This is a genomic window from Kribbella antiqua (genome assembly GCF_004345665.1).
GTDB lineage: Bacteria > Actinomycetota > Actinomycetes > Propionibacteriales > Kribbellaceae > Kribbella > Kribbella antiqua.
In genome coordinates this window covers 363,879-384,894 of record NZ_SLWR01000010.1, presented here as the reverse complement: position 1 = coordinate 384,894, position 21,016 = coordinate 363,879, and the positions used below count along the sequence as shown (strand labels likewise).

Here is a 21,016-nt window from a genome sequence, read left to right as displayed (position 1 = left end):
AGGCTGAAGGCCCGTGGACAGGGCTTCGAACTCCCAGCAGACCAAGCACGTATTCGTCACCGGTGGCGTGGCATCCAGTCTCGGCAAGGGGCTGACAGCGTCCAGCCTCGGCAGTCTGCTGACGGCGCGGGGCATCCGGGTCACCATGCAGAAGCTGGATCCGTACCTCAACGTGGATCCCGGCACCATGAACCCGTTCCAGCACGGCGAGGTGTTCGTCACCAACGACGGCGCCGAGACCGACCTGGACATCGGCCACTACGAGCGGTTCCTCGACCGGGACCTCTCCCAGGTCGCGAACGTCACCACCGGCCAGGTGTACTCCAGCGTGATCGCCAAGGAGCGTCGCGGTGAGTACCTGGGCGACACGGTTCAGGTGATCCCGCACATCACCAACGAGATCAAGGAACGGATGCTGGCGATGGCCGGCCCGGACGTCGACGTCGTACTGCACGAGATCGGCGGCACGGTCGGTGACATCGAGTCACTGCCGTTCCTGGAGGCGGCCCGGCAGGTCCGGCACGACGTCGGCCGGGACAACGTCTTCTTCCTGCACATCTCGCTGGTCCCGTACCTCGCCCCGAGCGGCGAGCTGAAGACCAAGCCGACCCAGCACTCGGTCGCCGCGCTGCGCTCGATCGGTATCGCCCCGGACGCGGTCGTCTGCCGCGCCGACCGGCCGATCCCGGACGGCGTGAAGCGGAAGATCTCGCTGATGTGCGACGTCGACACCGAGGCCGTGGTCGCCGCCGTCGACTCGCCGAGCATCTACGACATCCCGAAGGTGCTGCACACCGAAGGTCTGGACGCGTACGTCGTACGGCGGCTGAACCTGCCGTTCCGCGATGTCGACTGGACCCGGTGGGACGAGCTGCTGCGCGTCGTCCACCACCCGAAGGACGAGGTGACCGTCGCGCTGGTCGGCAAGTACATCGACCTGCCGGACGCCTACCTGTCCGTCGCCGAGGCGCTGCGGGCCGGCGGTTTCGACAACGACGCGAAGGTCAACCTGCGCTGGATCGCTTCCGACGAATGCGCCACGCCCGAGGCGGCCGCGCGGCTGCTCGGTGACGTCGACGCGGTCTGCATCCCGGGCGGTTTCGGCGTCCGCGGCATCGAGGGGAAGATCGGCGCGATCCGGTTCGCCCGCGAGCAGGGCATCCCGATCCTCGGGCTGTGCCTCGGGCTGCAGTGCATGGTGATCGAGGTCGCGCGCGACCTGGCCGGGCTGGTCGAGGCGAACTCCAGCGAGTTCGATCCTGACGCCGAGCAGCCGGTGATCGCGACGATGGAGGAGCAGAAGCACATCGTCTCCGGCTCCGGCGATCTCGGCGGGACGATGCGGCTGGGCCTGTACCCGGCGAACCTGGCCGACGGCTCGATCGTCCGGGAGTTGTACGGCGCTCCGTCGGTGCAGGAGCGGCACCGGCACCGCTACGAGGTGAACAACGCCTACCGCGACAAGCTCGAGACGGCCGGCCTGGTGTTCAGCGGACTGTCGCCGGACAACGAACTGGTCGAGTTCATCGAGCTGGACCGGTCGCAGCACCCGTACTTCGTCGCCACCCAGGCACACCCGGAGCTGCGGTCGCGGCCGACCAAGCCGCATCCGCTGTTCTCCGGGCTGATCGCGGCCGCGCTGGTCCGGCAGCGCGAATCCCGGCTTCCTGTCGAGGAGCCCGTCGCTAAGAAGGCCGGAGCCAAGGTCGCGGCTGGAGCGGTCAAAGCCCGATGAAGGATCTTCCCGAACTGCGGTTCGGCGCCGGCCTGGCTGACGCGCGTGAGTCCTGGCCGGTGTCGTCGTCCGAGGTGGTCCACGAGACGGGCCGGGTGATCTCGGTACGACGGGATCACATCGAGCCGCCGGGTGGTCGAGACGCCTTTGTCCGCGACGTCGTCGTACATCCTGGTGCTGTTGGGGTGGTCGCGCTCGATGCCGACAACCGGATGCTGCTGGTGCGCCAGTACCGGCACCCGGTCGGCTATCGGCTGCTCGAGCCGCCTGCTGGGCTGCTCGACGTACAGGGGGAGCAGTACCGGCTCGCCGCTGAACGGGAGCTGTGGGAGGAGACGGGGACGAAGGCGGCCGACTGGCGCGTCCTGGTCGACGCCTTCACGTCTCCGGGGTTGACCGACGAGGCGGTGCGCATCTTCCTGGCCCGCGACTTGTCCCCGGCGGACGAGTCCTACGACCGCCTCCACGAAGAAGCCGACATGGAAACCGTGTGGGCCCCGCTGGTCGACGTCGTAGCCGCCGTACTGGCCGGCCACCTCCACAACCCCATCCTCGTCATGGGCTCCCTCGCCACCTGGACTGCCCTAAACGGCCCCGGCCTGGAAACCCTCCGCCCCGCCGACACCCCCTGGCCCGCCAAAGACCGCTGAGGCGCGGCATCGTTATGTGCCGCCCGTGGCACCCGAACAACCGGCTTCGGCCCACTTCGCTGAATCAGCCTTCGCTGAGTGCGGCGGCGACTGTCCGCACGTTGGTGGTGAACTCCTCGGTGGGAATCTTGGGCAGCATGTCGTCCCAGGCGGCGATCATGGCGCCGCGGAGTTGCATCATGCCGAGGGGGCGGGCGAGGAACCAGAGGTGAAAGTGTTCGCTGCCGTCGCCCCAGCGGTTGAAGTGTGTCCGGCCGACGCCGTCGATGCGGCGGATCGCGTTGGCGACGCGCTGGATCATCGGGCCGAGGGTCGCGGTGAGCTCCGGTGGCAGGTTGTCGAGCCGGTAGTGTTCGCGCGGCAGCAGCAGCGCGACCATCGGCAGCCCGCTCGGTTCGAATGCCTTGAGCAACCATTGGTCGTCGCTCCAGATCACATCCCGCTCAGGCTCGACGCATGTCGGGCAGTCGTCGCCACCGTCCTCACCTCGCCGAGGCGGCTCAGGCACCACCGGCTCAGCCAGCGGCACCACCTGCACATCACCTTCGAACGGAAAGAACGGCCCACCCAGCAAAGGCTCAGCTGATACACGTTCGCCGTACGGCAGCCGACGATGATACTCAGAAGGCAAGTCACTCATACGTCATCTCCCCACTGCGCCCGCAACTCGTCGCGTTCCCATTCGATCCGGGCAACGTTGGACTTGGTCAGCCGCCGGAACTGCAGGTCGATCACCGCCCAGGCGTTCTCCTCGGTGATCCCCAAGAGGTTCTGCACCGGGAGCAAGGCGGCCTCGGGCGACTCGGCTTCGCTCACGATGTCAAGCACCTCGGAGCGCCGCTCGATCGCGGCGAGCACCGCGTCAAGCAGTTCGAGCTTCCTGCGCTGCGCCGCCGCGAGTTCGTCGGGATCGATCATAAGCCGCACTCTGCCGGACCCCTGGGGGTTCGACAATGGGTTTCATGGAGAAGCCGGAGTTGGCGGAAGTGCTGGGGCTCGAGGCGCATCCCGAGGGTGGTTGGTATCGGGAGACGTGGCGGTCGGAGGTGAGTATCCGGCCGGAGGGGTACGACGGGGAGCGGGCGAGCGCGACCGCGATCTACTTCCTGCTCGCACCCGGGGAGGAGTCGCGGTGGCATCGGGTGCGGTCGGCGGAGATCTGGCTGTGGCACTCGGGCGGGCCGTTGACCCTCGAGTACGGCGATGAGCCGGAGCAGGCCGAGGCGTTCACGCTAGGACCCGACGTACGCGCGGGCCAGCAACCACAGCTCGTCGTACCGGCCGGAGCCTGGCAAGCGGCACGCCCAGCCGGCGATCAGCCGGTGCTGGTCTCGTGCGTCGTCTCGCCAGGCTTCGACTTCGCTGATTTCACCCTCCGGTAGGGATTCAGGTCTGCGGGACGATGCCCTCGCCGGCCGTTACCTCGGGGAGGTGTTCGCGCACCATGTAGCCGCCGGCGCAGGCGATCCAGACAGCTGAGAGGAGCAGCGGGATGCCGGTCATCAGGAAGCCGCCGGCGACGAACGCGCCGTCGGTGGCGAAGACGCCGAAGGCTCCGGCGAACGCGATCACGGCTGCCAGCAGGGCCAGGTAGCCGAGCCAGTTCGGCATCAGCCGGGTGCGGAGTACGCCGAGGCCGGCCGCGGCCAGCGGAAGCGTGGCGGCGAAGCCGATCATCGTCGTCATCACCGCGGTCGCGTCGTACATCAGCATGGTCACCGCGGCGTCCCGGCCGGAGATGCCGAAGACGGTCGCGGCGCTGAGGGCGGCGTTCACGAAGATCGCGCCACCGACCAGCACCGAGCCGGCCAGCAGCGCCAGGTGCACGTCACTGCGCTCGTCCCGCTCCCGCATCGCCTCGGCGAACGCGGACGCGAACCAGATCACCAACCCGGCCGCGGCAGCCCACATCAGGGCGCTGGTCAGCATCATGCCGCGGTTGTCGGCGAGCCAGGCCGAAATCGTGCTGTCGGACTCGTCGACTGTCGGTGGATTGCCGGGCAGGAACCTGCCCAGGAGAGCCAGGACGACGAAGGCCAGCCCGGCGAAGCCACCCCAACGCAACTCGTGTCGCTCAGTCATGGGGAAACACCTCCAGTGCGCGCACCGCGAAATGCGGTGCGTCTACTGCTGATGTTCCGCCGTTCTGGGCGGGCGTCAAGAGGGTCCGTCCGGCGAACAGGCGCGTCGTCGGACGGTCCCGTCGCCGCCTACTGGAGAACGGTTGCCAACGCCTCGTATCCGGGCAGCAGATCGATGCCTTCACGCCCCAACTGCTGGATCGCGACGTGGTCCGCGCCGGCCTCCAGATGAGCGTTCAGACCCGCCGCGATATCCACCGCGGAACCGTGCAGCACGAGCGCGTCGACCAGCCGGTCGCTACCCCCGTCGGCGAGGTCGTCGTCGGTGAAACCGAGCCGCTTCAGGTTGGACGTGTAGTTGCGCAAGGCAAGATACGACGCCAGATAGTCGCGCGCCGTCGTCCGCGCGATCTCGTCGTCGGTCTCGAGCACGATCTTCTGCTCGGGCGCCAGCAGCACGCCGCCACCGAGCGTACGACGGGCTTCGCGGGTGTGCTCGGGAGTCGTCAGGTACGGCAGCGCGCCGGCCGTCCGGGTCCCGGCGACGTGTAACACCTTGGGGCCAAGGGCTGCGAGCGCACGGCGATCGACCGGCACCTTCGCGTCGTCGAGCTCGTCGAGGTAGCCGACGATGGTCTCGTACGGCGACTTGTACTCGCCGGTGCGCTCCGGATGACCGATGCCGACCCCGAGCAGGAACCGGCCCGGGTGCTCGTCCTCGAGCCGGTGGTACGACGCACCGACCTCGGTCGCGGCCGACTTCCACATGTTCACAATGCTGGTGCCGACGGCAACGGAACTCGTTGACGCGAGCAACACTTCGGCATCGCGCAGATCGGCGCCCGGGGAAGCGCCCAGCCAGAGCGCTCCGTACCCGGCCTGCTCGAGTCCCGCCGCCAGCTCCGGACCCCAGTGCTGTGGTCCGTGCCAGACCCCGAAGCGTCCCAGTTCGACCGCCACGTCGTACTCCTCTCGTCGGCTTGCGTCTCACCAGTTGCAACCCGGAGCGGACGGATGCAATTCCAGTGCTTCAGAGGGCGTCTGGAAACCCTGCGCCTACTGCGCGGCACTCGGCGGGCACCTCGCTGCACTGGAGTGAAGGTCACGATGCTCCGCATCGAGCCCTCCCCTCCAGCGCACCGAGGCACTCCGCCGAGCACCTGCTCGCGACGGCGCAGGGTTCCCAGACGCCCTCTGGGAAAGCCTGCGGGACCTCGCAGGGGGCGTCAACGATCGCTGCCGTGGCAACCGTCTGTGCCCGCGCGTGTGTGATCCGAAACACTCGTGCGTGCCCTGGGCAACCATCAGAGGTACGACGCGATCTCCGGGACGCGCAGCCGCAGATCCTTCAGCCGCCGTTCGGTGCGTTCGGGTTCACCGACCGTAGCCAGATTGAGCATGCCGGGATCACCGGCCACCTGTCCCGCCCGGATCACCCGCGCCGACCGCTGGGCTCTGACCGGCGCCGCTTCGAGGATCTCCAGCGGCGTGAACACGTCGCCGTACGACGAAGCCATCAAGCGCAGGCGGCGGGCTTGGAAAGCAGGATCCCCCGGCAGTGCGAGCGGCGCCGTGTTCCAGGCAGTGAAAGCGATGTCGTCCAGCGGCACACCCGGCCCGGCCATGTCCCAGTCGATCACGCCGCTGAACCCGGTCTCGTCGCCGATCCAGTTGTAGTACCCGTAGTCGTGCATGCAGATGATCTGGTCGGCCGCGAGTACCCCACGACTCGTTCGCCAGACGATCTCGCCTTCCGGCCGGTACGACGCGATCACCCGGTGGTACCCGGCCAGCCATCGCATCGCGTCCGCGAGTACGTCGTCCGGCACCTCCGGCCCGTACGCCGTACCCGGGAGGTAGTCGAGGATCTCCCGGCCCTGGTCATCGAACCCCAGTACGCGCGGCACGCCATTGACCCCGGCCTCGGCCAGGTAGTTGAGCAAGCCGTGGACGGCAGGAGTCCACGCACCGGTCGCGCGGCGGACGGTGTCGCCGACGCGAACAGCCCCGCCGACGTTCCCACCTGGCAGAGCGATTTCCATGTCAGAAGCTTCCCATCCGGGTTTCAATGAGGGGTACTTGAGAGCACACTTCCGGGCAGCGCGCAGCGGGGGAGAGGGCAACGAACCGGATTGGGTCAAGATTGCGCAAAGCCTGCCTGGCAAGGGATTTCCCGGTCAACGTCACAGGGCGCCACGGCGTCTGATAGGAGTGTAACCGAACCGCCGGGCAACGGTTCCGCGAGTCTCCACCCGATAGGACCATCCGATCAGGTGGTATGAATCCTGCGGGCTTACACTCGGCAGCGACCTGGCAGCACACCCCTCACCGCCGGGCCGCGGACACAACGACGTGGGCCGCACACCCTGGAATGTGAAAGAAGGGCAAGTTGTGAAGGTCGGAGTTCCGAAGGAAGTCAAGAACCACGAGTACCGGGTGGCGATCACCCCGTCCGGTGTGCACGAGTTCGCGCGCAGCGGGCACGAGGTTCTGATCGAGCAGGGCGCGGGGGCCGGTTCGCTGATCCCCGATGACGAGTTCGTCGCGGCCGGGGCACGGATCGTGCCGACCGCGGACGACGTCTGGGGCGAGGCGGAGCTGGTCCTCAAGGTGAAGGAGCCGGTGGCGGAGGAGTACCACCGGATGCGCCGGGACCAGGTCCTGTTCACCTACCTGCACCTGGCCGCTAGCGGCGACTGCACCGAGGCGCTGCTGAAGTCGGGTATCACCGGGATCGCGTACGAGACGGTTCAGCTTCCGGACGGCTCGCTGCCGCTGCTGGCCCCGATGAGCGAGGTGGCAGGCCGGCTCGCGCCACAGGCGGGCGCCTATCACCTGATGCGCAGTGGCGGTGGCCGTGGCGTCCTGATGGGCGGCGTCTCCGGTGTGCACCCGGCGCGCGTGGTGATCATCGGTGCGGGCGTGGCAGGCATGAACGCGGCCGCGATCGCGCTCGGTATGCAGGCCCAGGTGCAGCTGTTCGACCGCAACATCGCGCGGCTCCGCGAGGCCGACCGGATCTACCAGGGTCACCTGCTGACGATCGCCGCGAACTCGTTCGAGATCGAGCGCGCGGTGCTCGAGGCAGACCTGGTGATCGGTGCGGTGCTGGTGCCGGGGGCAAAGGCTCCGAAGGTCGTCACCAACGACATGGTCCGGCGGATGAAGCCGGGCAGCGTGCTGTGCGACATCGCGATCGACCAGGGCGGCTGCTTCGAGGACTCGCGTCCGACGACGCACGCGGACCCGGTCTACCAGGTCCACAACTCGTTGTTCTACTGCGTCGCGAACATGCCCGGCGCGGTGCCGAACACCTCGACGTACGCGCTCACCAACGTGACCCTGCCGTACGCGATCGAGCTGGCGAACCTCGGCTGGCGCGAGGCGATGAAGCAGGACCACAGCCTGGCGCTCGGCCTGAACACGTTCGACGGGCACGTCACCTACGGACCTGTTGCCGACGCTCACGACCTGTCCCAGCTGAAGCTCGACGAGGTGCTGGTCTGAGCATCAGCCGAGCGGTCGGGGCGTACCTGGACCACCTCACGGTGGAGCGCGGACTGGCCGCGAACACCCTGGCGTCGTACCGGCGTGACCTACGCCGGTATGACGGCTATCTCGCGGCCGCCGGGATCGACGACCTCGGCCGGATCACGGAGGCCGTGGTCAGCGACTTCCTGATGCGGTTACGCGAGGGCGATGCGGATCACCCGCCGCTGACCGCGTCGTCGGCCGGCCGGACCGTGGTCGCCGTACGCGGGTTCCACAAGTTCTGTCTGCGTGAGGGTTTGACCGCATCCGATCCAGCAGCCGCGGTGAAGCCGCCGGCGCCGCCACAACGGTTGCCGAAGGCACTTTCTGTGGACGAGGTGACCCGCATCCTGTCCGCGGCTGCGGGCGCCGAAGCCGAGCCCGCGGTACTGGCAACCCGCGACGCCGCCCTGCTCGAATTCCTCTATGGCACGGGCGCTCGGATCTCCGAGGCGGTCGGGCTGGACGTCGATGACATCGACCTGGAGACCGGCGCGGTCCTGCTGCGCGGCAAGGGCAGCAAGGAGCGGGTCGTGCCCGTCGGGTCCTACGCCCGCGACGCGCTGTCGTCGTACCAGGTCCGCGGCCGTCCAGACCTCGTGCAGCGGGGACGTGGTACGCCCGCATTGTTCCTCAACGCGCGGGGCGGTCGGCTGTCGCGGCAGAGCGCCTGGACCGTACTGCGTCGCGCGGCCCAGCGAGCCGGGATCGCCAAGGAGATCTCGCCGCACACCCTGCGCCACTCTTTCGCCACACACCTACTGGACGGCGGCGCCGACGTCCGCGTGGTGCAGGAACTCCTGGGTCACGCCTCCGTCACCACCACCCAGGTCTACACCCTCGTAACAGTCGACAAGCTCCGCGAGGTCTACGCGACCTCACACCCCCGAGCCCTCTCCTCCTGACTCGCTCGTGAAAGGTAGACCCGGTTCGAGCGAGCTGGCGACGGTGTGCGATCATCTGGTCACGTTTCGTCATCCGAACGGTGTAATCAGGCCGGTCGGGAGCTTTGTCGACAAACCACCCCACCCCGGTGCGGAGTGGCTCGTTGAGAGTGCTTGAATGCACGCTTACAGTCGCTGGGATCGCCCGTATCGGTTGAAAGGTTTGACGAGTCATGAACGAGTCGACATTCCCGGTCACCGAGCACCTGCCGACACAGGCGGAACCGACCCGTACGACCCCGGTCCAGCCGGCCACGCCCGCCGCGCCCCGGAGCCTGACCCCACCCGACAACTATGCGGAGATGCCCCGGCCGACGGCCAAGCTCACCGCGGAGGACATCGCACCTGTGAATGATCCGCACGGCCCGAGGAACAAGATCGGGCCGACCGGCCGGCCGCTCCCCGATCTACCGGAGCCGCAGCCGCCGACGAAGACGGGCCCCGCACAGGTGATCGCGATGTGCAACCAGAAGGGCGGCGTTGGCAAGACCACCACCACGATCAACCTCGGGGCGGCGATCGCCGAGACCGGGCGCAAGGTGCTGCTGATCGACTTCGACCCGCAGGGCTCGGCCTCGATCGGGCTCGGCGTCCAGCCGCACGACCTGGACATCTCGGTCTACAACCTGCTGATGCAGCGCGACATCACCCCGGACGAGGTGATCCGTCCGACCCGGGTGGAGAACCTCGACCTGCTGCCGGCCAACATCGACCTGTCCGCGGCCGAGGTCCAGCTGGTCCAGGAGGTCGCTCGCGAGTACACCCTGCAGCGGGTGCTCGAGCCGATCATCCCGTTGTACGACGTGATCCTGATCGACTGCGCGCCCTCGCTCGGCCTGCTCACCGTGAACGCCCTGACCGCGTCGAACGGCATCGTCGTACCGCTGGAGTGCGAGTTCTTCGCGCTGCGCGGGCTGGCGATGCTGACCGACACGATCGGCAAGGTGCAGGACCGGCTGAACCCGAAGCTGGAGATCGTCGGCATCCTCGGCACCATGTTCGACGGGCGTACGACGCACGCCCGCGAGGTGCTCGACCGGGTTGTCCAGGCGTTCGACGAACGTGTTTTCCACACCGTCATCCGGCGTACCGTCAAGTTCCCCGAGACCACGGTCGTCGGCGAACCGATCACGACGTACGCCCCCTCGTCCCAAGCGGCCACGCAGTACCGCGACCTTGCCAAGGAGGTGCTGGCGCGTTGTCCCGCCGGGTAAGCCTGCCAGGTGCCAGTGAACTCTTCGGGGGTGCGGCACCGAAGCAGACCAGACCCGAGAAGCGCACCACCACTGACGGACCACCGGCCGCTTCGGTGCGGTCGCGGACGGCCGTCGTCGACGACCGCAAGTCCAGCGGTCGGGTCCGGCACGACACGAAGATCACCGTGTACGTGACCGAGGAGGAGCTGCTCGGCCTGGAACAGACCAGACTCGCGTTGCGGGCCGAACACGGGCTGAGCGCCGACCGCGGCCGGATCGTCCGCGAGGCGATCGACGTCCTGCTGGCCGACTTCGTCGACCACGGGCCCGACTCTGTGCTGGTACGGCGGCTCAAGGCCTCGGAATGAGCTCGTCGGACTCGCTGCCCTTGGACCTTTCGTCAGCTCCGGCCGACGACGGGGTGCCGGCTGTTGCCGAGGGCAAGGGGTTCAGCGTTCACCTGGTCAACTTCGAGGGGCCGTTCGACCTGCTGCTGCAGCTGATCAGCAAGCACAAGCTGGACATCACCGAGATCGCGCTCTCGGTGATCACCGACGACTTCATCGCGCACATCAAGGCGCTCGGGTCCGAGTGGGACCTGGACCAGACGTCGGAGTTCCTGCTGATCGCGGCGACCCTGCTGGACCTGAAGGCGGCGCGGCTGCTGCCGAAGGGCGAGGTCGAGGACGACGAGGACCTGGCGCTGCTGGAGGCGCGGGACCTGCTGTTCGCGCGGCTGCTGCAGTACCGGGCGTTCAAGCAGATCGCGGCGCTGATCCAGGAGCGGATGGCTGCCGAGTCGCGGCGCTTCCCGCGGGCTGTCGGCGTGGAGCCGCGGTTCGCGGAGCTGCTGCCGGAGGTGCTGCTGGGAATCGACCCGGCCGGGCTGGCCGCGCTGGCTGCCCGTGCGCTGGCGCCGAAGACCGACGTACCGGAAGGTGTGTCGCTGATGCACCTTCACGGGTCCCAGGTGACGGTGCGCGAACAGGCCGTGGTGATCGTGGACCGGTTGCGGCGTCAGCGCAGTACGACGTTCCGGGCGCTGGTGGCGGACTCGCCGGACACGGTGACGACGGTGTGCCGGTTCCTGGCATTGCTGGAGCTCTTCCGGGAGGCGGCGGTCTCGTTCGACCAGGTGACGCCGCTGGGGGAGCTCACCATCCGGTGGACCGGCACGGACGAGGGCGACATCGACGTCAGCGACGAGTTCGACGAGGTCGCCAAGCCCGAGTCCGAGGAGGGCGAGGCGCCGCAGGTCTCCGACGACCACGACTTCCTCGAACCCGGCGACCTCGCCACAGATGACGACGACGCCGAGCCAGGCGCCTCGAACGAGACGGTGGAGCAGTGACCGAACACAACCCGACCGAGTTGGACACCGCCCCCGACACCCACAGCTTCGTAGACAACGGCGCCGAAGACCTCGAGCCCGAGTACGACGCCGAGCCCACCCCGGGCGACTCCGCCCCGGAGTCCGGCGATGCGGCAGGCGACTCCGACTCCGACTCCGCGGAGGCTGCTCCCCAAACCGGTTCGGGGAGCGCTCCAGCCGAGTCTGGGGAGCCTAACCCACCGGAATCGACCAGCAGAGCTCCCCAAACCAGCTCGGACGACGAAGCAGACGGCGTGGACCCCAGCTCGGAGCCCGCCGCCCACCCCTCCGGCGACTCTACCCCCGGCGACTCCGCTTCTGACTCGGCTCCAGGCGACTCTGCCTCGGACTCCGGCGATGCCGCAGGCGACTCCACGCCCGGCGACACCGACTCCGCCTCCGGCGACTCCGCGTCAGGCGACTCCGGCTCTGGTGAGGGTGAGGGCGGCGTACTGGATGAGGATCATCTGCCGCCGGGGCAGACGGAGGTTCCGGTGGGGGAGGAGGTGGTGATCGACGACGACACGATGCGGCGGGCGCTCGAGGCGATTCTGATGGTGACGGATGAGCCGTTGCCGGTGCTGACGTTGGCGCGGGCGGTGGGGCGGCCGACGGGCGATGTGTCGGCGGCGCTGGAGACGTTGGCTGAGGAGTACACCGAGCAGGGACGTGGGTTCGACCTGCGTGAGGTGGGTGGCGGTTGGCGCTACTACACCCGCGTGGAGGCGGCGCCGTACGTGGAGAGGTTCGTGCTCGACGGGCAGCAGGCGCGGCTCACCCAGGCGGCGCTGGAAACGCTCGCGGTGGTCGCCTACAAGCAGCCAGTCAGCCGCGCGCGCGTGTCCGCGATCCGTGGTGTGAACGTCGACGGCGTCATGCGTACGCTCGTCGCCCGCGGTCTGGTGGAGGAGGCCGGCTCCGACACCGAGTCCCAGGCGACCCTCTACCGCACCACGTCGTACTTCCTCGAACGCATGGGCATGCAGTCCCTCGACGACCTCCCCGAACTCGCCCCCTACCTCCCCGAAATGGACGATGTAGAAGAAGAACTAGCCGCCCAAACCATCCCCACCACCGAAACCCCCGCGGACGACGCCACCCCCGACCAGCCAGCCGCCGAGCCCGCGCACGCAGACCCGACCGCCGAAGCGGACCAAGCACCCGCCGAGCCCGGCGACGCCGACACCCAGCCGGAGGACGCCGCGAGCCACGACGTCCCCGGCGAGTACGGCGCCGCCGGCGACGCGGAGGTGGAGGACGCCGTGGGCGAGGACGTCCCCAGCGAGTACGGCGCCGCCGGCGACGCGAAGGCGGAGGACGCCGCCGGCGCGGAATACGCTCAGGCGGGAGAGCCGGCTGGCGAGGACGTGGGCGGCGGGTACGCGGCCGGGGACGCTGGCGACGAGACCGGGATCGACGGGGATCTGAGCACCGATGAGTCCGTCGACCTGGATCTGGAGCATGAGCCCGGCGAGCTCGAGCCGTCCGACGAGCTCGAACCCGCCGAGGACGATGACGAGACGGGCATCGACGGTGACCTCAGCACCGGCGAGCCGGTCGACCTGGATCTGGAACACGAGCCGGACGAGCTAGATCCGTCCGATGAGGTCGAGTCGGCCGAAGCCGTCGATCCGGCCGAAGCCGAAGCAGAGGAGCCCGCAGTCGACGCCGCCAAGTCCCCGGACGGGATCTCGGCGGATGACGCGGACCGCGGGAATTTTGGGGATGCTCGGCGTGATGGTTGAGGAAGCCGGGATTCGGCTGCAAAAGGTGCTGGCTCAGGCGGGGATTGCGAGTCGGCGGAATGCTGAGTTGCTGATCGAGCAGGGGCGGGTCGAGGTCGACGGTCAGGTGGTGACGGAGTTCGGCGTACGGGTTGATCCGGCGGTGGCCGTGATCCGCGTCGACGGCGAACGCATTCCGCCGACCAGCGCGCACGTGTACCTCGTCCTCAACAAACCCCGCGGCGTCGTCACCACGATGTCCGACCCGCAGGGCCGTCCGTGCATCGCCGACTACGTCCACGATCGCCCGGAGCGCCTGTTCCACATCGGCCGCCTCGACACCGACACCGAGGGCCTGCTGCTGCTCACCAATCATGGCGAATTCGCCCACCGTCTGACGCACCCGTCGTACGAGGTCTCGAAGACGTACGTCGCCGAAGTCGACGGCAACGTGAAACCAGCGGCCCTTCGCCGGCTCCTCGACGGCATCGAACTCGACGACGGACCCGCCCAGGCGGACACCGTGAAGGTGGTCTCCAGCATCCGCGGCCGCACGCTCATCCAGATCAGCCTGCACGAGGGCCGCAACCGCATCGTCCGCCGCATGTTCGACGCCATCGGTCACCCGGTCAAACGCCTCACCCGTACGGCGATCGGCCCCGTCCGCCGCGGCAACCTCCACACCGGCGAACTCCGCGACCTGGACCACAAAGAACTAGGCCAACTCCTCGACCTCGTCGACCTCTAGTCCACTCGTTCCGACAACAGCGCCGTACCCGCTCGGTCGTAGTACGTGATCGTCTGTGCTCTCATGTCGAAGGTCCACTTTTCGACGCCCGCGTCGGCGAGTGCCCGGGACATTTCGACGTACGAGGTGACTCGCTCCTTGTGGAGTCTGAGCCCTTCGACCACAGCTTGCTTGTCGCCGGTCGTGGCGATCGAGAACACCTCGTGAGCGGGCGCCGTCGTGACCTGGTGGCCGGCGTCGCCGTGGTACGTCGTGTGTCCGTCGGTCAGGTACGAATCGCTGGTCGTCACCCCGATCTCGCGCAGCGCAGCGAGCCAAGCGACGAGCGTTGACGGGTTGCCGAGTCGGTCATGAATGTCGTTGACCTGCTCCAGAGTGAACATGCATCCATCCTCAGTGGCAACGAGCCTGGTCGCTACTGTCTGGTGAGGGGCGCGATTGACATCAAAGGGGTAACGCCGGAAAACGGCGCGCCTGAGACATGGCACGGTTGTCGGAGCTGCCACGTAGTGTGGGTGTGTGAACCGGCGAATCTTCGGTCTGGAGAACGAGTACGGCGTCACGTGTACCTTTCGCGGTCAGCGCCGACTGACCCCCGACGAGGTGGCGCGGTACCTGTTTCGGCGGGTCGTGTCCTGGGGGCGGAGCAGCAATGTGTTCCTCCGCAACGGGGCCCGGCTCTACCTCGACGTGGGCTCCCATCCGGAGTACGCGACGGGTGAGTGCGACTCGGTCACGGACCTGATCGCGCACGACAAGGCCGGTGAGCGGATCCTCGAGGGTCTGCTGGTGGACGCGCAGAAGCGGCTGCACGACGAGGGCATCTTCGGCGACGTCTACCTGTTCAAGAACAACACCGACTCGGCCGGCAACAGCTACGGCTGCCACGAGAACTACCTGGTCAGCCGGCACGGCGACTTCGCCAAGCTGGCCGACGTACTGATCCCGTTCCTGGTCACCCGCCAGCTGATCTGCGGCGCCGGTAAGGTGCTGCAGACGCCGCGCGGCGCGGTGTACTCGGTCAGCCAGCGGGCCGAGCACATCTGGGAGGGCGTGTCCAGCGCGACCACGCGATCCCGCCCGATCATCAACACCCGCGACGAGCCGCACGCGGACGCCGAGCGGTTCCGCCGGCTGCACGTGATCGTCGGCGACTCGAACATGTCCGAGACGACCATGCTGCTGAAGGTGGCCAGCACGGATCTCGTACTGCGGATGATCGAGGCCGGCATCGTGATGCGCGACCTGACCCTGGACAACCCGATCCGGGCGATCCGCGAGATCAGCCACGACATGACCGGCCGCCGCGAGGTCCGGCTGGCCAACGGCCGCGAGGCGAGCGCACTCGACATCCAGGGCGAGTACTTGTCGAAGGCGCGCGATTTCGTCGACCGCCGCGAGCTCGGTACGCCGGCCGTCGAGCGGGCGCTGTCGCTGTGGGAGCGGACGCTGAAGGCGATCGAGTCCGGCGACCTTAGCGGGATCGAGCGCGAGATCGACTGGGTGATCAAGTACCGGCTGATCGAGCGGTACCGGGCGCAGAACAACCTCGGCCTGGCCAGCCCGCGGGTGGCCCAGCTCGACCTGGCGTACCACGACATCCACCGGCCGCGCGGCCTCTACTACCTGCTCGAGCGCAAGGGCGCGGTCACCCGGGTGGTCGACGACCTGCGCGTCTTCGAGGCCAAGTCGGTGCCGCCGCAGACCACGCGGGCGCGGCTGCGCGGTGAGTTCATCAAGCGGGCGCAGGAGCGCCGCCGCGACTTCACCGTCGACTGGGTGCACCTGAAACTGAACGACCAGGCGCAGCGGACCGTGCTCTGCAAGGATCCGTTCAAGTCCCACGACGAGCGCGTCGAGAAGCTCATCGCCAGCATGTGAGGTACGGCGGTCTGTCGACGCCCGTACCGGATGCAGTACGGCGCTTTGCCGCGTCACCGTACGTGGTGTGACGCAATGGTGACGCAGGCGGCTGGTGGTGTTGTTGCGCGTGCAGGCTAGGGTGGGCGGCGTTGTTGCCCCTGAGTCGAGCGGCGCGGGTCCGTGCCGCGGGATGTTTCGAGGTGCTGGTTCGTGCGCAAGTTGTTGAGTCTGGTCGCGGTGGCGGCGTTGGGATCGTCGCTGGTGGCCTGTGGCTCCGAAAGCGGAGCCGCCAAGTCCGAGTTCGGCGCCGGCGGGATCAAGGTGACCTCGGACTTCGGTCAGAAGCCGACCGTCACCCACCGCGACGGCGAGCCGGACAAGACCCTGGTGACCCAGGTCCTCAAGGAGGGCGACGGTCCGGTAGTCAAGAAGGGTGAGCTGCTCACCGCGAACTACCTCGGCCAGATCTGGCGGGACGGCAAGGTCTTCGACAACTCCTACGACCGGGGCGCGCCGTCGTCGTTCCCGATCGGCACCGGCAACGTCATCTCCGGCTGGGACGAAGGCCTGGTCGGGAAGAAGATCGGCAGCCGGATCGTGCTGTCGATCCCGGCCGACAAGGGCTACAAGGCGCAGGGCAACTCGCAGGCCGGTATCAAGGGTGACGACACGCTGATCTTCGTCGTCGACCTGGTCGGTGCGGCCGCCAACGACACGCCGCTGGACGCCACTCCGGTCGCCTCGCCGGCCACCCCGATCAAGGTCACCGGTGAGCTGAACGCGGAGCCGAAGGCGACCGTTCCGGCCGGATTCAAGGCGCCGGCGAAGCCGGGCAAGCCGGTCGTCCTCGCCGAGGGCAAGGGCAAGCCGATCGAGAAGTCCAGCCAGCTGATCGGCCGGTACGTCGTCTTCGACTACAGCGGCAAGAAGCAGGCCAGCACGTGGGACGGCCAGCCGGCCACGGCCCAGTCGCCCGCGCAGCCCGGCGCCCCGACCGACCAACTCCAGGTCGGCCCCGGCCCCACCGGCCAAACCGGCGCCCTCGACGGCCTCGCCGGCATCCCCGTCGGCAGCCGCGTCCTCGTCGAACTCCCCGCCTCCAAGGACGCCAAGGGCAAAACAGTCAACGCCTTCGCAGTAATCGACGTACTGAACGCATTCCCAGCCCCGAAGCAGCAGTAAGAAAAGCATCGGCCTCCGGCCGGGTGGTGGGGTGGGGTTCCCTCCCCGCAGCAGCAGTGGTCCAGGGCCGGTCTCCCGTTGTGGAGGCCGGCCTTTGGCGTTCAGCGGCGGAACCAGCGGTTGGTGTCGGGCTGGAAGGTCAGGAACAGAGCGGCGAGTACGGCGCTGATGTGCATGGTGCGGGTGGCGGCCAGGGCGAGGAAGCCCGGAGACCAGTTGATGGTCGTGGGGTCGAGGAGCCATTGGATCGGGCCGATCAGCAGCGAAGCCAGCCCAACCGTGCCGAGGAGGCCGGCGAGTAGGTAGCGCGACCAGGGGATGCCGCGGCGGAAGTACTTGTCGATGACGACGAACAGAGCGCCGTACACAAGCGTCCGTACGGCGATCTGCGTCACCAGGGTGTGCATCGGAGCGTCGGCACTGGTGACACCGATGACGGTTTCTGCGACGCCGGCGGCGACGGCGAGGAGCCACATCGAGGTGGCCCAGCGGGCGGTCAGGGGTGCGACGGGAGGTGCGAGGGTTGGCATGCTCTCAGCGTCGCCGCAGGAGCGCCCAGGATCAGGAGTACTGCGTCCCCACCCGGAGTGGAGGTAGATCCACCGCTCAGCCGCGAACCGCGCTTGCTGGTCCCAGATGGCCGGATTGTTCGTCGTCTTGATGAGGTCAGGCGTCGGGAAGCTCGCGGCCGTGATAGTCACGGCCACGGCACGTCTACCAGGCCGGCCGCGTGGCGGCCTGCTGCGGCGGCGGCTTCGAAGTAGGCGCGGTCGGTGTCGAGGTCGCGGCCCATGGTCGACAGCTTGACTGGGGCTGCCTGCATGGCCTCGTAGAGACCATCAACACCTACGCGTACGACGCGGTGCCGCGCCTTCAGCGGCTCAGCGGCGTCTCGCACCGCATCGCCGAAGTCCCCAGCCAGATCCGGTACGACGACATCCGCCGGCTGCAGCGCCACACGCCCGTACGCCGTGAGGCTGTGGTGCGAGATACCCCGGTGCCGCGGCCGCGGGTCGGCCTCTGAGATGCGCAGCGACGCCACAGCCCGCCCACCCAGCGTGCCGATCGCATTGACCGCCTCACCCGACTGCACCCCGGAGAACCCCCAGCGGGTCCCAGTGCCGAGGTTCCCGGGCCCCTGCGTCAGTACGACGAGTTCCGCCGCCAGCACGTGCACAGCCGTCAGCAGTCCGGTGTGCACCGTGACAGCCTCCCGATCCCCGCCATACGCCTGCCCAACCGTCACAGTGCCGCTCAGCCAGCCACTGTCCCGCAGCGACGCAACAGTCCGCGAGAACGCCAGCGGCAGTGCCCCACCATCCGTCATCACGTACACGACCCGCGTGGTCGGCCGAGCCTCATACACCCCAGCTAGTACGGCGGGCAGCGCGGAGTGCAGGTCCGCCACGACTACCGGCGTACCGAACAGGTCGTCAGCGTCCCGCAGTACGTCGTGATCCGGTGAGTCCTGCTCGTCCGCACCCAGCACCATGGCCTGAAGCGGTGTGTAGCGGGCCTTGACCAGGTGACCGCTCTCCTGCCGGTCAGCCGGCAGCCGGTCGGGTACGGCGACGACCAGTGCGTACCCGCCAGTGCCCAGACCGCGATCCAGCGCCCCCACGTTGAGCAGCACGCGGTCGCCGGCTACCGGCGTGCCCACCAGCTCTGGGTAGGCCAGGGCGCGCACTGTCTGCTCACCAACAGCTGCCGTCAGCTCAACAGCGCCAGCCCAGCTCCGTCCGACTTCACGCACCACTCCGTCGCGCCACCGAATCACAATGGGACCTTAGCCAGCCGGGGATGCCGGCTGGCTGGTCGGGGTGGTCAGCCGCAGTCGTGCACGCGGCCGTCTTCGTAGTAGAGGCGTGCGGAGTCGGACAGCCCGCGGACAGTCCGGTCGGCGCCGCCATAGTGTGAGGCCGCCGCGGGTCACTGCGCGCAAGGCAGGAAGCGAACAAGTGTTCGGCGCGGAAGAGGGGTTTTGACGCCCCGAGGCCGTAAGGTGGTCGGGTGTCGGCGCGGAAGAGTGAGCGGCTGCTCAATGTGGTCATCTGCCTGCTGGTCGCGCGCACCTATGTGACCAAGGAACGCATCCGTGAAGTGGTCGAAGGGTACGCCGGCCAGACCGACGATGCCTTCGAGAAGATGTTCGAGCGGGACAAGGACGAGTTGCGCGATCTCGGCATCCCGATCGAGATGGGCACCATCGACAAGTTCTTCTCCGACGAGGTCGGCTACCGGATCCGCCGGGACGTGTTCGAGCTGCCCGAGGTGCACCTGGAGCCGGACGAGGCCGCTGTACTCGGGGTCGCCGCGCGGGTCTGGCAGCACGCGAGCCTGGCCGAGGCGACCACGTCCGCCGTACTGAAGCTGAAGGCGGCCGGGATCCAGACCGATCAGTCCGCGCTGAGCGCGATCGAGCCGCATGTCGGGGCGTCCGAGCCCGCGTTCGACCCGCTGTGGTCCGCTGTCGTGAGCCACACCGTCGTCCAGTTCGAGCATCTCCGCAGCGGCGCGTCCGAGCCGACGCTGCGTACGCTGGAGCCGTGGGGGATCGTGTCCTGGCACGGCCGCTGGTACGTCGTCGGCCGCGATCGGGACCGGCAGGCGACCAGGATGTTCCGGCTGTCCCGGATCGGCGGCAACGTGAAGACGGTCGGTGAGCCGGGCGCGTTCACCGTGCCGGAGGGGACCGATCTCCGGTCGCTGGTGTCCGAGCTGGCGCCGCCGCGGCCGACGTCGGAGGCGAAGGTCCGGGCCCGGGTCGGGTCCTGCGTGAGCCTGCGCCGCCGCGCCAACGCGATCGAGCCGTACGAGGACGGCTGGGACCTGCTGCACGTCCCGTACGCCGACTCAGGCGTCCTGGCCGAGGAGATCGCGTCGTACGGCCCGGATGCGGTCGTCGAAGGCCCCGGCGACGTACTGGACGGCGTGCTGTGGCGGCTCAGGGCGGTGGCTATATGAGCAACGCACGCGATCAGGTGCAGCGGCTGCTCGCGTTGGTGCCTTATCTCAGAGAGAACGACGGTGCCCGGGTCGACGACGTCGCCGCCGAGTTCGGCGTACGGCCGAAGCAGATCATCGCGGACCTGAAGGTGCTGTGGTTCTGCGGGCTGCCGGGTGCGCAGATGGGCGATCTGATCGAGATCGACATCGAGGCGGCCGAGGGCGAAGGCATCATCCACATCAACAACGCCGACTACCTGGCGCGCCCGCTGCGACTGGCGGCGGATGAGGCGCTCGCGCTGCTGACCGCCCTGCGGACGCTGCGCGAGGTGACGGCCGGGAGCGACCGCGACGCCGTCGACCGCGCGATCGCCAAGCTCGAGCGCGCCGCGGGGGAGGGCGCCGAAGGTACGGCGGCGCACGTCCACGTGGAGCCGGCCGCGCCGGAGATCGCCGAGACGGTCAACCGCGCTCTGGCGGGCAAGCGGCGCCTGCACCTCACGTACGACGTCCCGTCCCGCGACGAGACGACCGAGCGCGACGTGGATCCGATGCGGCTGGTCGTCTCGGAAGGCCGCACGTACCTCGAAGCGTGGTGCCGCTTGGCGGAGGATGTCCGGCTCTTCCGCCTGGACCGCATCGCCGCGGTCAAACTCCTCGACCTGCCCAGCGAGCCGCCGCCCGAGGCGACGCCGCGCGACCTCTCCAACGGCATGTTCCAGCCGTCCGAGCGCGACCTGCTGGCCACCATCAGGCTGGCCCCGCCGGCCCGCTGGGTCGCCGAGTACTACCCGAACGAGTCGGTCGAGGAAGGCCCCGAGGGCTCCCTCATCGTCAAACTCCGCGTCGCCGACACCGGCTGGCTCCAACGCCTGGTCCTCCGCCTCGGCGGCGCCGCCACAGTCCTCGACCCACCCAACCTCACCACCCAAATAGCCGCCACAGCCCGAGAAGCCTTGTCGGCGTACGACGACCCCGCCTGACCCCGACCGCCATTTGATGGGTTGACCCATCACCTTGCCCGTTCCCCCTCCGCATGACGTG

22 protein-coding genes are annotated in these 21,016 nt (G+C 68.5%); 14 read left to right on the top strand and 8 right to left on the bottom strand.

All coding sequences use genetic code 11. The features are described 5' to 3' along the window. Positions 1-13: 13 nt before the first annotated feature. Both EV646_RS28260 and EV646_RS28255 read left to right on the top strand, forming a co-directional pair. Entirely contained in the window at positions 14-1,735 is a 1,722-nt protein-coding gene (locus tag EV646_RS28260) for a CTP synthase (RefSeq protein WP_132153816.1), read from the top strand. Further along, on the top strand, positions 1,732-2,385 hold the full coding sequence (locus EV646_RS28255) for an NUDIX domain-containing protein (protein WP_132153814.1): 654 nt from the start codon (positions 1,732-1,734) through the stop codon (positions 2,383-2,385). The genes EV646_RS28260 and EV646_RS28255 overlap by 4 nt, the downstream gene beginning before the upstream one ends. Positions 2,386-2,449: 64 nt before the next feature. On the opposite strand, the gene EV646_RS28250 is transcribed toward EV646_RS28255, so the two are convergent. Next, positions 2,450-3,025, bottom strand: coding sequence for an HIT family protein (locus tag EV646_RS28250; protein ID WP_132153812.1), 576 nt, complete (start codon positions 3,023-3,025; stop codon positions 2,450-2,452). Next, the gene (locus EV646_RS28245; RefSeq protein ID WP_132153810.1) at positions 3,022-3,303 is read right to left on the bottom strand and encodes a hypothetical protein; all 282 of its coding nucleotides are present in this window, start codon (positions 3,301-3,303) and stop codon (positions 3,022-3,024) included. The genes EV646_RS28250 and EV646_RS28245 overlap by 4 nt, the downstream gene beginning before the upstream one ends. Positions 3,304-3,347: 44 nt before the next feature. Between EV646_RS28245 and EV646_RS28240 the strand changes: the two genes are divergently transcribed. After that, complete coding sequence (locus EV646_RS28240; RefSeq protein ID WP_338419286.1) at positions 3,348-3,767, top strand: cupin domain-containing protein; 420 nt, start codon at positions 3,348-3,350, stop codon at positions 3,765-3,767. 4 nt (positions 3,768-3,771) lie between these two features. Here the strand turns inward: EV646_RS28240 and EV646_RS28235 are convergent, their stop codons facing one another. From EV646_RS28235 to EV646_RS28225, 3 genes are all read right to left on the bottom strand, one after another. Then, positions 3,772-4,467: a DUF4386 family protein gene (locus EV646_RS28235; RefSeq protein ID WP_132153806.1), complete on the bottom strand. Its 696-nt coding sequence runs from the start codon at positions 4,465-4,467 to the stop codon at positions 3,772-3,774. Between the two features lie 128 nt (positions 4,468-4,595). After that, positions 4,596-5,426 (bottom strand): LLM class F420-dependent oxidoreductase, encoded by an 831-nt coding sequence (locus EV646_RS28230; RefSeq protein WP_132153804.1) that lies wholly within the window; start codon positions 5,424-5,426, stop codon positions 4,596-4,598. A gap of 344 nt (positions 5,427-5,770) precedes the next feature. Further along, positions 5,771-6,508, bottom strand: coding sequence for a phosphotransferase (locus EV646_RS28225; RefSeq protein WP_132153802.1), 738 nt, complete (start codon positions 6,506-6,508; stop codon positions 5,771-5,773). Between the two features lie 349 nt (positions 6,509-6,857). On the opposite strand from EV646_RS28225, the gene ald reads away from it, so the two are divergent. The 7 genes from ald (at position 6,858) to EV646_RS28190 (ending at position 13,981) form a co-directional block, all read left to right on the top strand. Beyond that, a complete protein-coding gene (ald, locus tag EV646_RS28220) occupies positions 6,858-7,973 on the top strand; it encodes an alanine dehydrogenase (protein WP_132153800.1) in 1,116 nt (371 codons plus the stop codon). After that, the gene (gene xerD, locus EV646_RS28215) at positions 7,970-8,902 is read left to right on the top strand and encodes a site-specific tyrosine recombinase XerD (protein ID WP_132153909.1); all 933 of its coding nucleotides are present in this window, start codon (positions 7,970-7,972) and stop codon (positions 8,900-8,902) included. Before ald ends, xerD begins: the two co-directional genes overlap by 4 nt. A 341-nt stretch (positions 8,903-9,243) precedes the next feature. Then, a complete protein-coding gene (locus EV646_RS28210) occupies positions 9,244-10,155 on the top strand; it encodes an AAA family ATPase (RefSeq protein ID WP_132153907.1) in 912 nt (303 codons plus the stop codon). Next, positions 10,140-10,505 carry a hypothetical protein gene (locus EV646_RS28205; RefSeq protein WP_132153798.1) on the top strand — a complete coding sequence of 122 codons (366 nt, stop codon included), beginning with the start codon at positions 10,140-10,142 and terminating at the stop codon, positions 10,503-10,505. The genes EV646_RS28210 and EV646_RS28205 overlap by 16 nt, the downstream gene beginning before the upstream one ends. Then, on the top strand, positions 10,502-11,488 hold the full coding sequence (locus EV646_RS28200) for a segregation and condensation protein A (protein WP_132153796.1): 987 nt from the start codon (positions 10,502-10,504) through the stop codon (positions 11,486-11,488). Before EV646_RS28205 ends, EV646_RS28200 begins: the two co-directional genes overlap by 4 nt. Next, positions 11,485-13,254, top strand: a complete 1,770-nt coding sequence (gene scpB / locus EV646_RS40855; protein ID WP_338419285.1) for an SMC-Scp complex subunit ScpB — start codon at positions 11,485-11,487, stop codon at positions 13,252-13,254. The genes EV646_RS28200 and scpB overlap by 4 nt, the downstream gene beginning before the upstream one ends. Next, complete coding sequence (locus EV646_RS28190; RefSeq protein WP_132153903.1) at positions 13,247-13,981, top strand: pseudouridine synthase; 735 nt, start codon at positions 13,247-13,249, stop codon at positions 13,979-13,981. The genes scpB and EV646_RS28190 overlap by 8 nt, the downstream gene beginning before the upstream one ends. Here EV646_RS28190 and EV646_RS28185 read toward each other — a convergent pair. Beyond that, complete coding sequence (locus EV646_RS28185) at positions 13,978-14,364, bottom strand: DUF1398 family protein (protein ID WP_132153794.1); 387 nt, start codon at positions 14,362-14,364, stop codon at positions 13,978-13,980. The two genes, EV646_RS28190 and EV646_RS28185, sit on opposite strands and share 4 nt — an antisense overlap. A 136-nt stretch (positions 14,365-14,500) precedes the next feature. Here EV646_RS28185 and pafA point away from each other — a divergent pair, with 136 nt between their 5' ends. Both pafA and EV646_RS28175 read left to right on the top strand, forming a co-directional pair. Then, positions 14,501-15,862 (top strand): Pup--protein ligase, encoded by a 1,362-nt coding sequence (gene pafA, locus EV646_RS28180; RefSeq protein ID WP_012922680.1) that lies wholly within the window; start codon positions 14,501-14,503, stop codon positions 15,860-15,862. A gap of 192 nt (positions 15,863-16,054) precedes the next feature. Next, positions 16,055-17,026, top strand: a complete 972-nt coding sequence (locus EV646_RS28175) for an FKBP-type peptidyl-prolyl cis-trans isomerase (RefSeq protein ID WP_132153792.1) — start codon at positions 16,055-16,057, stop codon at positions 17,024-17,026. Positions 17,027-17,127: 101 nt separating this feature from the next. Here the strand turns inward: EV646_RS28175 and EV646_RS28170 are convergent, their stop codons facing one another. Next, positions 17,128-17,727, bottom strand: coding sequence for a hypothetical protein (locus tag EV646_RS28170; RefSeq protein ID WP_241996377.1), 600 nt, complete (start codon positions 17,725-17,727; stop codon positions 17,128-17,130). Continuing rightward, a complete protein-coding gene (locus tag EV646_RS28165; RefSeq protein ID WP_132153790.1) occupies positions 17,724-18,803 on the bottom strand; it encodes a DUF3866 family protein in 1,080 nt (359 codons plus the stop codon). Before EV646_RS28165 ends, EV646_RS28170 begins: the two co-directional genes overlap by 4 nt. 233 nt (positions 18,804-19,036) lie before the next feature. Here EV646_RS28165 and EV646_RS28160 point away from each other — a divergent pair, with 233 nt between their 5' ends. Then, positions 19,037-19,990, top strand: a complete 954-nt coding sequence (locus tag EV646_RS28160; RefSeq protein WP_132153788.1) for a helix-turn-helix transcriptional regulator — start codon at positions 19,037-19,039, stop codon at positions 19,988-19,990. Continuing rightward, entirely contained in the window at positions 19,987-20,955 is a 969-nt protein-coding gene (locus EV646_RS28155) for a helix-turn-helix transcriptional regulator (protein WP_132153786.1), read from the top strand. The genes EV646_RS28160 and EV646_RS28155 overlap by 4 nt, the downstream gene beginning before the upstream one ends. Positions 20,956-21,016: the final 61 nt, after the last annotated feature.